Source organism: Geitlerinema sp. PCC 7407, assembly GCF_000317045.1.
Taxonomy (GTDB): domain Bacteria; phylum Cyanobacteriota; class Cyanobacteriia; order PCC-7407; family PCC-7407; genus PCC-7407.
Window position 1 is genome coordinate 2,060,824 of sequence record NC_019703.1, and the last position, 14,940, is coordinate 2,075,763.

The 14,940-nt window shown below is 57.2% G+C and carries 9 protein-coding genes and 1 pseudogene; 5 read left to right on the plus strand and 5 right to left on the minus strand.

The window, feature by feature from the left end; translation table 11 throughout:
- Positions 1-27: 27 nt before the first annotated feature.
- Positions 28-1,179, minus strand: a complete 1,152-nt coding sequence (locus GEI7407_RS08650) for a transporter substrate-binding domain-containing protein (RefSeq protein WP_015171766.1) — start codon at positions 1,177-1,179, stop codon at positions 28-30.
- Positions 1,180-1,573: 394 nt separating this feature from the next.
- Here GEI7407_RS08650 and GEI7407_RS20690 point away from each other — a divergent pair, with 394 nt between their 5' ends.
- Positions 1,574-4,501, plus strand: a complete 2,928-nt coding sequence (locus GEI7407_RS20690) for a GAF domain-containing protein (protein ID WP_150109749.1) — start codon at positions 1,574-1,576, stop codon at positions 4,499-4,501.
- Here the strand turns inward: GEI7407_RS20690 and GEI7407_RS08660 are convergent.
- Together GEI7407_RS08660 and GEI7407_RS08665 are read right to left on the minus strand one after the other, a co-directional pair.
- On the minus strand, positions 4,474-5,772 hold the full coding sequence (locus tag GEI7407_RS08660; RefSeq protein ID WP_015171768.1) for a DNA repair exonuclease: 1,299 nt from the start codon (positions 5,770-5,772) through the stop codon (positions 4,474-4,476). The genes GEI7407_RS20690 and GEI7407_RS08660 overlap by 28 nt on opposite strands.
- Positions 5,773-5,827: 55 nt before the next feature.
- Positions 5,828-6,256, minus strand: a complete 429-nt coding sequence (locus GEI7407_RS08665; RefSeq protein WP_015171769.1) for a hypothetical protein — start codon at positions 6,254-6,256, stop codon at positions 5,828-5,830.
- Between the two features lie 159 nt (positions 6,257-6,415).
- Here GEI7407_RS08665 and GEI7407_RS08670 point away from each other — a divergent pair, with 159 nt between their 5' ends.
- From GEI7407_RS08670 to GEI7407_RS08685, 4 genes are all read left to right on the plus strand, one after another.
- Positions 6,416-7,402, plus strand: a complete 987-nt coding sequence (locus GEI7407_RS08670; RefSeq protein WP_015171770.1) for a tetratricopeptide repeat protein — start codon at positions 6,416-6,418, stop codon at positions 7,400-7,402.
- Positions 7,403-7,507: 105 nt separating this feature from the next.
- Entirely contained in the window at positions 7,508-10,135 is a 2,628-nt protein-coding gene (locus GEI7407_RS08675) for a CHAT domain-containing tetratricopeptide repeat protein (protein ID WP_190274185.1), read from the plus strand.
- 88 nt (positions 10,136-10,223) lie between these two features.
- The gene (locus GEI7407_RS08680) at positions 10,224-10,904 is read left to right on the plus strand and encodes a cysteine hydrolase family protein (protein ID WP_015171772.1); all 681 of its coding nucleotides are present in this window, start codon (positions 10,224-10,226) and stop codon (positions 10,902-10,904) included.
- Positions 10,905-11,159: 255 nt separating this feature from the next.
- A complete protein-coding gene (locus GEI7407_RS08685; protein WP_015171773.1) occupies positions 11,160-13,361 on the plus strand; it encodes a WD40 repeat domain-containing protein in 2,202 nt (733 codons plus the stop codon).
- A 181-nt stretch (positions 13,362-13,542) separates the two neighbouring features.
- On the opposite strand, the pseudogene GEI7407_RS08690 reads toward GEI7407_RS08685, so the two are convergent.
- Both GEI7407_RS08690 and GEI7407_RS08695 read right to left on the minus strand, forming a co-directional pair.
- A pseudogene (locus GEI7407_RS08690) lies at positions 13,543-14,049 on the minus strand (ABC transporter permease); the annotation flags it as partial.
- Positions 13,992-14,921 carry an ABC transporter substrate-binding protein gene (locus GEI7407_RS08695; RefSeq protein ID WP_150109750.1) on the minus strand — a complete coding sequence of 310 codons (930 nt, stop codon included), beginning with the start codon at positions 14,919-14,921 and terminating at the stop codon, positions 13,992-13,994. The pseudogene GEI7407_RS08690 and the gene GEI7407_RS08695, both read right to left, overlap by 58 nt.
- Between the last annotated feature and the right edge of the window lie 19 nt (positions 14,922-14,940).

The following is a 14,940-nucleotide window of genomic DNA, read 5'->3' on the forward strand; positions in this document are numbered from 1 at the left end:
GAGTTTGACCAGAGTTTGACTGGATTTCTAGCCCGGTCGATCCGATTGAACCACACGGGAGGCATCGCTTTGGCCAAACCAGCGGCGATCGAGCTGCCGAAACACATCGTCTTCCTGAAGCCGCAGCAGGCCCCGATTCAGCGATTCGAGCAGCTCCGTATTGCCCTCTCGCACGACGATGCCGTAGTCCTCCCAGTTCAGGCGATCGCCCGCCAGCAGCAGATCCGAAGAGCGTGCCGCAAAATAGCGAGCCGTTGGCTGATCGAGCAGCAGCGCCTTTACCTCGCCTCGCCGCAGGGCCACGATCGCCCCATCGAGATCCTCAAAACTCTCTTCCTGAACCGGGTAGCGACGCGCAAATCCCATCGCCGTCGTATCTGCCACCGCGCCCACCTGCACCCCATGCAGATCCTCGATGTCCTGCACGGGCAAATAGAGCTGCCGCGCTGCCGTCATGGAGGCAATAAAATCTGCCAAGACAAAAAAGCTGACCCCCATCCAGATCACCGTCACTAGCCGCCCCGGCAGCTTCAGCGGCGTCACATCGCCATAGCCAAAGGTGCCCAGGGTTGCCAGCGCAAACCAGACCCCCTGCCCGACCCCCTGCACCAGCCCCTGCTGAAAGGCGGGATTGTGTTTGCGCTCAAACCACCAAATCAAAAACCCCACCACAACACTGCTCAAGGCCACCCGCAGCAGCGCCTTGAAGGCCTGCCAGCCCCCCAGATAGCGCAGGAGCTGCGCTAGACCGGATGACTGCTGGCGCGTCACCAGCAGCTGCAAACCCGCCCGGTAGATTGGGTAGGAAAAGTCCAGGTTCTCCGCTTCGCGGCTGGCGGTGATCGAGATCCCGGCGATCGCCGCGTCGATTTCGCCCTGGCGCACCGCCTCCAGCATCGGCGCGACGGAATCAAACGGCACCAGCTCCGCCTGAATATCTAACTCTCTTTCGAGCGATCGCCACACATCTACGCTATATCCGTAGGGGGACTCTCCCGGTGTCAGAAAGACAAAAGGACGGATTTGATTAACGCCGACTCGTAAAACGTTGCTAGGGGGAGGCGAAGTGGTTTGGCCCAGCGCCACCGGTCCCGGCAGTCCCAGCGCTACAGCTCCCAGTACGCCAACGCCAACGCCAACGATTCTAATAATCCGCGAACCAATTATTACCCAAACCATTAGAGTTCTACCCTGCCACAGGTCACAATCAGCTACCAATGGGCATCCTAAGAATAGGAATCTGCAAGTAGGTCTCTACCATAAACTGTCTATTAGCCTATGAAAAACTGCCAACCCACTCTCGACGAAAATATTTACATCTTTGCCTAAAGCTGTCTAATATCGCTCCCACAATCTTCCTTGAGCTTCTCTGCAATCCTGAACAAAATTCGGTCTAAAATTGCGCCAAAATCTGGGAAATTCAGCTCTAAAACACGATTTTTCTTTCCGAAAGGCCCTAGAGTATTTTTGGGTGCACTTCGCCTCAGGAAATCAGGGGGCTGGGGTGAGCCCCTGGCTGGCCAAGAGGGCTGGCTAGAGGCGATCGCTGGCTCGTTTCCGCATCTTTTTGACCTTGAGCTTCCTGAAATATCCGGCTGCCCCTGCCCTCGTTGGCGACATCACCCCCCAGCAGCAAATTCCAAGCATTCTTAACCAGCAGAGCCTAAGCATTTCGGGTCCTGCATCGCCTTCTACCGCCCACATGGGAACGCAATCTGCGAAAGACGCCTTCCAATCCACCGTCCAAGAAATCAGCGACACTACGGGCTTTCCCATTGTGGCGATCGAGCGCTATGACGCTGCGCGACAGGTGATGGTGTTTGAAGGGGCAATCGGTGTGCCTCTGCCTGAGGGGAAATCCTTTGAAGTTCCTGTTCACCAGACTCTCTCTGGCACCGTTGTCGCTACCCAGCAGGCCATCATCAAGACCTACGCACCCAATGAGCTCAAGCTGTGCAGCAGCAATGACGTTCTCAGCGCTCTGGGAATTCGCACCTTTGTGTGCATTCCCCTGGTGGTTGAGCGGCGTACGATCGGCGCGCTGAGTTTGGGCCATCCCGAACTTGTGACGGTTGAGGGGCCTCTGCTCCGGTGGATCACCCGCTTGGCGCGAGATCTGGCCTGGATCATAGACCGCTACCCAATCAATCCAGAAGCCCTCGAAACCGACGAACGCCTGTGGCTGGCGTGGAATGCTGCGCCGCTGATCGAGCGGGGCCGCTTTTATGGGGTGACGCGCGACCTTAGCCAGCAAAAGGCTTCTGAGGCTGCTCTGCGAGAGAGTGAGGAGCGCTATCGGCAGCTGGTCGACATTTGCCCTGACGGGATTTTGATCCATCAGGAAGGGCGGGTGGTGCTGGCCAATCAGGCGCTGCTGCGGCTGTTTGGGGCGAGCCGGGCCGAGGATCTGATTGGCCGGGAGGTGATCAGTCTGGTGCATCCGGCGGACCAGGAACTGATGCGCCAGAATCTGGCGGAGACCTGCTGTCAGGAGGGTCCGCCGCCGCTGCTCGAAGAGAAACTGGTGCGCCTCGATGGCAGCACCTTTGATGCGGAGGTGGTGGCGATCGCCTATCGGTACCAGGGGCAAATGGCCGTGCAGGCCGTGATTCGGGATATCAGCGATCGCAAGCAGACAGAACGGGCTCGGCGTCAGCAGGACGAGCGGGAGCGGCTGATGAATGCGATCGCCCATCGGATTCGCCAGTCTCTGGATCTGTCCGAGATTCTCAACACCACGGTGGATGAGGTGCGCCAGTTTCTCGGGTGCGATCGCACGATCGTGTTTCGGCTGACTGCCCAGGGCGACGGCGAGGTGATTGTCGAGTCGGTGATCCCGCCTTGGGAGTCGATTTTGGGGTTTAGTTTTTTTGATCCTTGCTTTCGCAGCGATTTCACCGAGCGCTATCGCGAGGGCCGAGTCAGCGCCGTGGCGGATGTTCGCGCCCCCAGCGTCACGCCTTGCTATCGCCAGGTGCTGGAGGCGCTCCAGATTCGCGCCAACTTGATTGTGCCGATTGTGCAGGGCGATCGCCTCTGGGGGCTGCTGATCGCCCATCAGTGCGGGGGGCCGCGGGTTTGGCAGCCCTTCGAAATTGACCTGCTCAAGCAGCTAGCCACCCAGGTGGCGATCGCCATTCAGCAATCCGAGCTGTATCAGCAAGTTCAGACCCTCAACGTCACCCTCGAAGAGCAGGTGCGCGATCGCACTGCCCAGCTTCAGCGATCCATCGACTTCGAGGCTCTGCTCAAGCGGATCACCGATCAGGTGCGTGACTCCCTCGACGAGCACAAGATCCTCCAGAGCGCCGTCCAGAGCCTTGCCGAAGGCCTCGGTGTCGAGTGCTGCGACACGGGAATGTACAACGCTGAGCAGACCACCTCCACCATTTGCTACGAATACACCACGACCCTGCCTCGAGCGCGCGGCCGGGTGATCTCCATCGCAGACCATCCCGAGCAGTACCAGCAGCTATTTCAAGGACAGCCGCTCCAGGTTTGTCCCATTGCGCCGACGCCTGCCCGCAACCTAGCGCGGCGTTGGGCGATCCTGGCTTGCCCCATCGCAGATGACCAGGGCGTGATTGGCGATCTGCGTCTGTTTCGCCACAGTCGCGACTGGTTTGATCAGCTAGAGGTGCGCCTTGTGGCCCAGGTTGCCAACCAGTGCGCCATTGCCATTCGGCAGGCCCGCCTGTTTGAGGAATCCCAGGCCCAGGTGCGGGAGCTGGAGCGGCTCAACCAGCTCAAGGACGACTTTTTGAGCACGGTCTCCCACGAGCTGCGGACCCCCATGGCCAATATCAAGATGGCCATTCAGCTTTTGGAGATTTTGCTCAAGCAGCAGGACTGGTTCAATGAGCCCAGCAACCCGGCCCAGCGCTACTTTGGGATTCTCAATGACGAGTGCGATCGCGAAATTACCCTGATTAATGACCTGCTGGATCTGTCGCGCCTGGATGCGGGCACCGAGCCGCTCGTGCTGGCGACCATTCAGCCCCATCTGTGGCTGCCCAGTCTCATTGAGCCTTTCTATGGCCGCATCGAGCAGCAAAAGCAGCGCGTCGAGATCCTCACGCCCGAGGATCTGCCCCCCTTGACGACGGATCTCAAGCACCTGAGCCGCGTCTTGATGGAGCTGATCAGCAACGCCTGCAAGTACACTCCCGCCCACGAGACCATTACCCTGGCTGCTGCTCGGCAAGGCGAGGGGGTCGAGTTTCAGGTGAGCAACTCAGGGGTCGAAATTTCCGAGACAGAGCAGGGGCGGATTTTCGATAAGTTCTATCGGATTCCCAACAGCGATCCCTGGCGCCACGGCGGCACGGGCCTCGGTCTGGCCCTGGCGAAAAAGCTGGTGGAGTATCTTGGCGGGTCGATCGCCGTCAGCAGCGGCGATCGCCGCACCACCTTCACCATCACGCTGCCTCTCCAGCCGCTGCCTCGCCCTGTCGAAGACTTTAGCCGAATTTTTCAGGCCCCCAGGGACCCAGACGCCTGAGGCGTCTCTAGGGTATCCAGCAGATCCTGCACAAATTCGTAGAGCGTGTCTTCTGCCTGGTTGTCCAGGACGCGGTCTTTGAGATCGGTCAGGCCAGCGGCTAGGCGGGGCGCATGGGTCTCGTAGCGGGTGTTGGCCGTGAGGAGATCTAGAAAGACTTGCTGCTCGATCTGGGCGCGGGTGGGGGCGTTTCCAGTGCCTGCCAGGGCCGGGGTGCGGTATTCGGTGCCGACGGCTTCGTACTTGAGCAGCAGAATGAGCGCGCCGCTGAGGGTCTTGAGGCGATCGCGCAGGGTCTTGAGGTTGAGGTCGACGCGATTGAATCCGGTTTGGCCCTGGATCACCATCTCGACCAGGGCTCCCTGGGTTTCGCCCCGCTGCGCCGCCGCCTCGATCTGGGCGATCGCCCCTGCCGCTAGGTCGTCGCTGGTCATCTGCTTCTCGGTCTTGAAAATCAGGCGACGGATCGGGCGCTGGTAGTAGTCGCGCCGGAGATCCGCCCGGATTCCCGTCTCGTCCATCTCCACCAGGAGCACGCCCCGGGGGTTTTGGGCCTGGTTTTCGACAATGCTGTTGGCCTCCAGGGACCCCGGATTAAAAATCCAGCCTTCTTTTTCGTAGTGGCGGTGGATGTGGCCCAGGGCCAGGTAGTCGACGCCCGCCTCTCGCAGGGGCAGCAACTCTTGGTAGCGCAGAGCGCCGTTGTACCGGGCGATCTGGCCCTCGAGACCGTGGTGAAACATCATGATCGTTTTGTCGGGTCCGGGCGGCAGAGCGGCGATCGCCTCTGCGATCTTTCGGATCATCTGGGGGGCTGAGGCCCCGTACCACCGCGAGCCGATGATCCGCACGCCGCAGGGCAGGTCCACGTATCCGCCCGAGTGGCTCTCTGGGTCCCAGGGCTCATACTCCGGCCCGCTCTCGCCGTCGTAGGGCTCCAGCAGCACCAGGTAGTCCCAGCTGGAGAGATAGCGCAGCCAGCTCGTCTGCGTGCCGTAGGGGCAGTTGTCGTGGTTTCCCTCGATGGCAAATACGGGGATTGCCGCATCCTGGAGCTTCTGGAGGCAGAGCTTGGCCTGGTTGAGCGTCGCTGGCAGGATCTGCCGATCCTCAAATAGATCCCCCGCAATCAGCACAAAATCCACTTGAGCGGCGATCGCGTAGCGCTCGATCACGTCATCCAGCGCCAGATAAAAATCCTTGGTTCGCTCCGCGCTACCGTAGCGATTGAACCCTAAATGCACATCCGATAAGTGCAGAAAGCGAACCATATCCCAGCTAGCTCACAAACGGTCGTCGCGTCAGCGAGTCTAGCACAGGCACCCCCTAGGCTTCCGGGGGCTTCGGTTCGGAGGAGCGCTCCGGCAGCGCAGGCTTGGCCAGCTCAAAAGAGCCCCGAGAAGAGCCGGACACCGCAAAAAAGTATCCCGTCACCGCCGTTGCCAGCGGGGTTAGCAGCGCATACAGCGTTTGCACCGTGCTGTTGAATCCGATCATTGCCTTCTCCATTTGCGCTACGCGGGCAGGATCCGCCGCCGGGAGATCTGCTACCTTCTGTGCAAATTGGCGGGACGTCAAGAGATGGAACACCGCAACATAGCCCAAAAATCCCCAAAGGATCAGCGCCAGCAGCGCCGACACCAGCAGCTTGAGGCTGGCGCGCCATTCTTCCGGTGGATTGGCCTGAGCATTGATCAGCACCAGTTCTTTGAAGAAAGAGTTTTGATGCTTTGAAGGGTCGGGGGAATTTGGCATAGCGTTAGATTCTGTGGCCTGCTATTAACGGCAGTATCAATTTCCATCAATCTAAAGACGCCACAGAAATATCCCGGAAACTTTCACATTTGCGCAATAGTTTGTTCTAAAAAGGCTCAAGCCGACGGGAAGAATAAGGTTATCGTTTGGTCCCAAACCATGGCTTCTTCTACCAGCGACCTTCAGAGCTTACAGATCATCGAAGATACGTCCTATCAGCTGGTGCTGAGCCGGGGACGATTTCACCAAAATCCCATGGCGATCGCGCGCGGACTCGCCAATCTCGCTTTTGTCATTGCCTTGGTGGGAGGGTGGTGGCAGTGGCAGGGCCAAGCGCTGTGGCAGGAGTTTCTGCAAGAGTATGGATCAACCCTGACGGAGCTCAGCACCCAGAGCGATTTTCGGAGACTCGTAGGCATTCTGGGCCTAGGAATAGTTGGCACCATCGCGCTGATGAGCCTGGGGCTGCTTCGGCCTGTGGCGCAGAAGTGGGTGTTTGACCGGATGGCGAGGGAAATGGTCCACACGGCTCTGTACCGGTTCGGCACCCGAGTCCAGCACTACAGCTTGTCTGAAATAGTCGCTGTGGAACTCAAGCAGCACCAGGGGGGAGAAGACGGAAACAGCATTGCCTATGAACTGCTGGTTCATTACCAAGCCAATCGCCTTCAGAAGCTGTCTCTGGGGCGGACCGTGGCGTCGGCCTCTCGCCGTCAGCAGGCGATCGCCCGCAAGCACTATCGAGATATTGCCCGCAAGATCTGTGTTTTTTTGCCGTCGGGTGACACCACATCTTTAATTGACCGCGCGGTGGGCGATGACACCATTCCCCCCAAAATCAACCTGAGCTTCAAAGGAATTTTTCAAGAAGGGAAGATGCTGTTTGAAACGGCTCGGTTGAGCCAAAAACAAGGTGCAGCGGCGATCGCCCAGTTAGAGGCAGCAGTCCAGGCCAACCCCACCGATCCCCACACTCACAAAAAACTCGGCATTGCCCTTCTCACCCAAAAACGTCGCGCCGAGGCTAAGGCATGTTTGCAACAGGCCCTGGAACTCTTTCAAGCCCAGGGCAACGAGAGCCAAGTCGCTTTGATGGAACTATTGCTGCTGAACCTAAACGAGCGACTATGGCCCGATCACCACTGAAACTTTTCGCCCCTAGAACCGGCAAGATTGCCGTTAATGAAGGATTGCCGCATTCGCTGTGAGGGCGTGCCATCTTAGGAAATCATGGTCTTTTTTGATACTCCTATGGCGCGCGCTCTTTGGTCTCGACTCTCTCTGATGACTTCGCTGGTGGCCCTGAGCGCGATCGCCGCTGTGGGGAGCAGCACACCGCTGATGGTTGCCAGTAGCCGGGCTCAGTCGCCCGTCGTCCAGCCCGCAGAGCAGGCCCAGGCCCAGGCGCTGACGATCTATCAGCCTTTGCAGCGGATTCCCTGGGAGGGGCAGTACACCACGGCCCAGGGCCTGAAGTATTTCGCGGTGGAGCCGTGGAGCGGCGCGCCGGTGTCGGAGGGGGCACTATCCGAGGCGCGGGCCATGGGCGATCGCCGCAAAGAGGCGGCGCTGCTGATCGACCAGGGCCTAGAGGCCTTTTTGGGAGAACAGTTTGAGCGGGGGGTGCAGGCGTACAAAGAGAGTCTGGCGATCGCCCGGGAGCTTGGCGATCGCTCCCTCCAGCGCTTGGCCCTGGGCAATCTCTCCCTCGCCTATGCCCAAAAAGGGATCTATAGCGCTGAGGGAATCGAGTCTCTCCAACAGTTTCACCAGCTGCTGCGCGAAGAGGGGACCGATCCATCTCTAGAGGGGATGGCCCTGGGAAATTTGGGCAAAGGATACTTTGGCGCAGATCTCTATGCTTTGGCCATTGAAACCCATCAGCAGCGGCGATCGCTGGCCCAGAAAACCGGCGATCGCCGAGGAGAGGCCCAGGCCTTAGGAGATCTGGGCTTGGTCTATCAAGCGCTGGGAGAGAGTGAGAAGGCGAGAGATCTCTATCAGCAGCAGTTGGCGATCGCCCAAAGCCTGCAAGACGAAGCGCTTCAGAGTTTGGCTCTGGGAAATTTGGGCATCGCGTACCATGCAGCAGGCAACTATGCCCAGGCTGTCCAGTTTCAGCAGCAGCGTCTCACCCTCGCCCAGAAAGCCGAAAATCGGCAGTGGGAAGCGGAGGCCTTGGCAAACCTGGCTGGCGCTCACTACAAGATGGGAGAAATCGACCGGGCGATCGCCCTCTATGACCAGGCTTGGGAGACGGCTTGGCAGTTTCTCCGCGACCCCGATATTCTCTACGGCCTGCGCGGCAATCAAGGCCTCGCCTATTTCCAGAAAGGAGACTATGCCACCGCCGAGAAATACTATCAGGAGTATTACACCTACGTGCGATCGCGCAATAATCGGCGCGGTCAGGGAGTTGCCAAAAATAATATGGCGGTCTTGCAGATTCAGCGCGGAGATCTCACCGGCGCGGCCCGGACTCTGCGCGAAGGGGTGGCAGAGTGGGAAGATCTGCGATCGCGTCTAGGAGACAATGACGCCTACAAGATCTCTATCTTTGAGACCCAGCGAGCGCTCTATCAAAATCTCCAGTTTGTGCTGATGCAGCTGCGGCAGTCTGACGCCTCTCTGGAAGTGGCCGAGCGGGCGCGGGCGCGCGCCTTTGCGGAGCTGCTGGCTCGACGCGTCTCACCCACCGACGAGCGATCCATTGAGATGGGCGCGGTGCCCAACCTGTCCCAGATTCAGCAGCTGGCCCAGTCTCAGCAGGCGACTTTTATTGTCTACTCTGTGATTAGCCAGACCTTTCGGCGGCCCCAGGCCCTGGAAGCGCGGGAGTCCCAGCTGCTGATCTGGGTGGTGCCGCCCCAGGGGGCGATCGCCGTGGAGACGGTGGACTTGGCGACGGCCCTGGACGGCCAAACCCTGGCGGACTGGGTGGGCCGCAGTCGGCAGTCCATCGGCGCGAGCGATCGCGGGTTGGGGGTCGCGAGTCGCGCCGGAGGAACCCGCGCCGCTGGCAGCGATCTCGACCAGCTCTATCAGTGGCTGATTGCCCCCGTCGCCCAATATTTGCCCCAAAATCCGGACGATCGGGTCGTCTTTGTGCCCCAAGATGCGCTCTTTTGGGTGCCTTTCGCCGCCCTCCGAGCCGCAGACGGCACTTACCTGATCGAGAAGCACACCCTCAGCGTCTCACCGTCTCTCCAGGTTTTGCAGCTGACGGAGCGCCTGCGGGCGCAGAACCGGGCCGCGACCTCTGCGTCTCTGGTCGTGGGCAATCCCACCATGCCCAAGGTGACTGTGGCTGCTGGGGAGCCGCCGGTGCCGCTGCCCAACCTGCCCGGTAGCGAGAGCGAGGCAAAGGCGATCGCCGATTTGCTCGGCACCCAGCCGCTGCTGGGCGCTCAGGCCACCAAGGGCGCTGTGCTCCAGCAGATGCGCTCTGCCTCTCTGATTCACCTGGCGACCCACGGGCTGATGGATGATTTTCGGGGGTTGGGCGTCCCGGGGGCGATCGCCCTTGCGCCCAGCGGCGCAGACGACGGCCTCCTGACCGCCAGCGATCTCCTCACTCTCCAGCTTCAGGCCAGGCTCATTGTCCTGAGCGCCTGCAACACCGGTCGCGGCAAGCTCACGGGCGACGGGGTCGTCGGCCTCTCGCGATCGCTGATCGCCGCCGGAACGCCCAGCCTGCTGGTCTCACTCTGGGCCGTCCCCGATGCCCCCACCGCAGACCTCATGGTGACTTTTTATCAGCAGCTCCAGCAAGACCCGGACAAGGCCAAAGCCCTGCGGCAAGCCATGCTGGCCACCAAGGCCAAATATCCGGAGCCCTCTGCCTGGGCCGCTTTTACCCTGATCGGTGAGAGTCGCTAGGGTGGAGCCCGCTCGAAACGTTCACGACGGACACTCTCTTTCGCCCCTTGGCGACACCATCAAGGAAATCCCAAAGTCTAACGCGTCCATGGTTTCCTCAGACATTTCTATCCCGGCTCGTCCCCATCCTTTCCCTTTCGATGGCGCTCATACAGCCCTGATCGCCATCGATCTGCAAAAAGACTTTTGTCACCCGGAGGGATACTGCGGGCAGGTCCTCAACGCGGATCTCACAGGTCTCCAGGCGATCGTCCCCCGAGTGCAGCAGCTCATTGCCTGGGCTCGCCAGCGAGATATCTGGATAATCTATACGCGCGAGAGTCATCGGCCAGATTTGAGAGATCTCACCCCCAGCAAAAAGCTGCGATATATCAATGCCGGATATCCGGTTGGCAGCCTCGGGAAGCTGGGGCGATTTCTGATTGCTGGAGAGGCTGGAACGCAGCTTTTGGAGGAGTTTCAGCCCTTAGAAAATGAGCTGGTTCTCGATAAGCCTGCTCAGTCTATTTTTGTCGCGACTGACCTCGAAGCAAGACTGCGATCGCGCGGTATCACCCATCTGCTTTTTGCGGGGGTCACGACGCAATGCTGCGTCCTCGGCAGCTACCGCCACGCCAGCGATCTGGGCTTCTATGGCCTCTTGCTAGAAGACTGCTGCGCAGCTCTCACCCCCAGTGAGCACCAAGCAGCTCTGGAGGTTATTACCAGTGAGGGAGGGGCGATTGGCTGGGTCAGTACATCTAAGGCGCTGATGGAGGCCGTGGGGTAGAAGAGATAGATAAGGGGCGATCGCCCCTTATCTATCTCTCTTCTAACAAATCCAGGCTACTGGCTAAACCTTAGATTTTGAGTTTCTTTACAAGTTCACCTATTTTCTCTTGAGGTGGCTATTTTGGATGAGTCCCAGACCTTGGCTATCCTCAACCTTCTTTTCTATGGAAACCTCGGCCCGCCCCCAAACTAACGCCAAACAGTCCCCCACAAACCTGGTCAAAGCTCTCGTTCTCATCCTAGGAATTATCCTTTGGCAAAGCTGGCAACAATACAATACCTCAGCGAACAAAAGGCGATCGCCCTCAAGATCGCGGCTCAAGCAGAGCTCCTGACCTCCCGCAGCGACAAAGCAAGCATCACCGGTGCGCTCCTCGCTGTCGAAGCCCAAAAACGCCTAGACAAGCTCAACCTATCCTCTGTAGAAGCTGACCGCGCCTTGCGTCAGGCTTTACGCTTTCTTCCCGGGCCTTCCATCCCGCTACAGCATGACGGTAATGTTTTAGCGACTAGTTTTAGTCCAGATGGATCAATCGTCGCCACTGGCAGCATTGACGATACGGCTCGCCTTTGGGATGCCAAAAGCGGCAAGCTTATCCACTTGCTTGCCCACAAAGATATAGTCCAAGCGGTAAGCTTCAGTCCAGACAGTTCTATGCTCATCACTGGGGGTGATGAGCCTATTGCCCGTATTTGGAATACCAAAACTGGTAAACTCCTGCACTCTCTTCAGCATGACGGTCCCATCTTCGATGTAGACTTCAGTCCCAACGGCTCCCAGGTTGTTACTAGCAGCGATGATAAAACCGCGCGCCTCTGGGACGCTCAAACCGGTCAGCTTCTCCATACACTTCAAGATGAAAAGCCGTTAGAAATTGCGCGCTTTAGTCCTGATGGATCCATGGTTATGACAGCCAGTCAGGAGAGTCCAGCTCGTATCTGGAATGTCCAAACCGGTAAGCTCCTTCATTCTCTTCAGCACAAAAAAATAGAAAGCGTAAGCTTTAGTGAAGATGGCTCTATGGTTCTCACCGGCGGCTACGACAAAGTAGCGCGAATCTGGAGCTCAAAAACTGGCAAACTGCTCCAGGTTCTTCAGCACGAAATTCCAGTTACATCTGTGAGTTTTAGTCCAGATAACTCTAAGGTCATTACGGGGATTTGGGGCAGCGAAGAAAACATTTGGGCTGCAAACCTCTGGGACGCTAAAACCGGTAAATTGCTTCATGCTCTTCAACACACGGGAAATATCTTCGATACAGATTTTAGTCCCGACAGTTCTATGGTCATTACAAGCAGCTTTGATAAGACAGCTTATATTTGGAACACTGAAAATGGAGCACTTCTCCAGACTCTTCCTCATGAGCAAGCAGTGCTGCGTGTGGACTTTAGCCCAAATGGCTCACAGGTTATAACAGGAAGCGCCGATCACACAGCCCGCATCTGGAATATTGAGACGGTGCAAGAACCCCGATCATTTCAGCATCAGGGCTCGGTCAATAATCCAAGCCTTAGCCCTGATGGCTCCAAACTCATGACAGATAGGGATGATCACACAGTGCAGATTTGGGATGTCAGTACGGGCCAGCTTCAGCACTCTCTTCAGCACGAAAACGAGGTGTATACCAAAGTCTTTAGTCCAGATGGCTCTAGTCTCGTAACTGGCAGCTCTGACTTGACAACCCGTATTTGGGATATCGACACTGGTCAGCTCACTCGTTCTCTCCTATTTAAGGAAGCTTTATCTGGCGCAAGCTTTAGTTCTAGCGGGTCCAAGATTGCTACAGGAAGGTATGGTCAAACTAGCTATATCTGGGACATGGAAACTGGCGATCTTCTTCAATCTCTTCAGCACGAACACACTATTTATAACCTGATTTTTAGTCCTGACGGCTCCAAGCTCGCAGTAGATTGGGATGGAACCGCCTATATTTGGGATGCTCAAGCGGGTAAGCTCATACATTCTCTTGAGCCTGAATCGTGGTTTATCCGCGATTTAAGTTTTAGCTCAGATGGCTCCATGCTCGTTATGGCGAACTTTGATGCAGTAGAACTTTGGAGCACCGAAACCGGTAAACTCTTACGTTCTCTGCCCTATGAAAACTTTTTGTACAGTGTGAGATTTAGTCCTGATGGGTCTAAAGTTGTCGCAGGGAGTATTGATAATACAGCTCTTGTTTGGAGCACTCAGAACGGAACACCCCTCCACTCCCTTCAGCAAGAAAGCACCTTACGTGATGTTGCTTTTAGTCCGGACGGCTCCCACGTTATTACAGAAAGTCAGGATAATACGGTACGCGTTTGGACTCTCTCATCAGACAGCTTGGTGAATGAAATCTGCAATCGGGTGACGCGCAATCTAAGCGCAATGGAGTGGAAAACACATGTCAGTGAAGATCTCAATCAGTATGAGCGAACCTGTGAAAATTTGTCGGCACATTCTAGCGTGCAATAGACAAGGGTCTGAAAACACTGCACGCCTTTAAAGCGGTCAAAACCTGTTTCAAACAGCTTCTTGTAGAGTTCAGAGAAGGTAATTGTTTTTGCGCACAAAACTCGACAAGTGTTTGAAAGATGCCGGAAGACAATCTCCTGAGAAACCGTAAGATTCAAAAGTGTCCTGTCTCTTGGCGTCTCTAGTGACGAATCTGATCTGCCCAGGGCGTGAGTCGGCGAGAGATCCACTTCAGGACATAATCTAGCAGCAGACCAATGACGCCAATCAGCGCGATGCAAAAGAGAACCTTGTCGGTTTGCAAGAAGCGCTGGGCCTGAATGATGCGGAAACCAAGGCCATTTTGGGACGCGACCAGCTCCGCAATGACCAAGAAATTCCAGGCTCCCGAGATATTGACTCGCAGCGTGTCCAGGATGCTGGGAAAGGCTGCCGGGATGATCACCTGAAACACCACATCGCGTCGGCTTGCCCCCATGGTATAGGCCACATTGATCATCTCATTGGGGATAAACTTCACCGCGTCCGCCACCATGATCGCGTTGTAGAGCACCACCCCCAGCATGATGATCAGAATTTTCGAGGGCTCCCCGAGGCCCAGCCAAATGACGATGAGGGGGACAAAGGCCGTCACGGGCATATAGCGGACGGTCCCGACAATGGGTGAGAAGAGGCTATCGAGACTGTAACGGTTTTATTACCTTCGTTGTCAAACAGCTTCACCCCCATTAGCTGCTCTTTGACTTCTTCCCCGGAGATACCTAGCTTCTTGCCCACAAGCCCAAGGGCCTCAGCATCCCCCGCATTCAGCAGCTTCACCGCCCGATCCACCGCCTGGAAATAGGCCTGCAAATCTGCCTTGCGAGACTGAATGAGTTCATCTCGGGCGACCACCACATCGGCGATCAGGTTGGTGTCTTTGGTTGAAAAGATCACTGCGCCGCCCCCCTGCTCAGCGCTGCGGCTGAGATAGGGCTCATAGGTGACGGCTGCGTCCACCTGCCGGGCCGCAAAGGCTGCCGCTGCGTCGGCGGCGGCCAAGTCTTTGATCACGACATCTTGTTCTGTGAGGCCTGCTTTTTCGAGGTAGGCGCGCAGCAGCACCTTTTCAAATAAGATATTTTCTCGAGCGACGGTCTTTCCTTTGATGTCTGCGGGTGACTGGATTTGGCGGCCCAATATGCCGTCGGAGCCGTTGGAGTAGTCTACTAAATAGATAATTTTGATCGAGGGATCTTTGGCGGCCATTTGGACCGCATCCCCCGAGGTAAACCAGCCGAGATCCACTCGTCCAGCCAGGAAAGCGGTGATCTGTTCGCTGGCGCTTTGGAAAAAGAGATCTTGGACTTGGAGACCTTTTTCCGAGAAGAAATTTTTGCCGACGGCGACGTGGTGACCGCCGTAGCCAACCCAGTTGTTCGTTGCCGAAATTAAGGGACCCGTGGCGGCGGCGTCAGGAGCCCCATTATCGGCGTTGGGCTCCTGCGCACAGGCGATCGCCAATATCATCGCCGCGATCGCCAACCCCAGCGATCGCATTATTTTAGAGATTTTTGCCATCGGAAACACAAGATGATTT

Excerpts from the sequence above, each read along its gene's own strand:
- GEI7407_RS08650 (WP_015171766.1), bottom strand. The coding sequence starts at position 1,179 with ATGGTTTGGGTAATAATTGGTTCGCGGATTATTAGAATCGTTGGCGTT.
- GEI7407_RS08660 (WP_015171768.1), bottom strand. The coding sequence starts at position 5,772 with ATGGTTCGCTTTCTGCACTTATCGGATGTGCATTTAGGGTTCAATCGC.
- GEI7407_RS08665 (WP_015171769.1), bottom strand. The coding sequence starts at position 6,256 with ATGCCAAATTCCCCCGACCCTTCAAAGCATCAAAACTCTTTCTTCAAA.
- GEI7407_RS08670 (WP_015171770.1), top strand. The coding sequence starts at position 6,416 with ATGGCTTCTTCTACCAGCGACCTTCAGAGCTTACAGATCATCGAAGAT.
- GEI7407_RS08675 (WP_190274185.1), top strand. The coding sequence starts at position 7,508 with ATGGCGCGCGCTCTTTGGTCTCGACTCTCTCTGATGACTTCGCTGGTG.
- GEI7407_RS08680 (WP_015171772.1), top strand. The coding sequence starts at position 10,224 with ATGGTTTCCTCAGACATTTCTATCCCGGCTCGTCCCCATCCTTTCCCT.
- GEI7407_RS08695 (WP_150109750.1), bottom strand. The coding sequence starts at position 14,921 with ATGGCAAAAATCTCTAAAATAATGCGATCGCTGGGGTTGGCGATCGCG.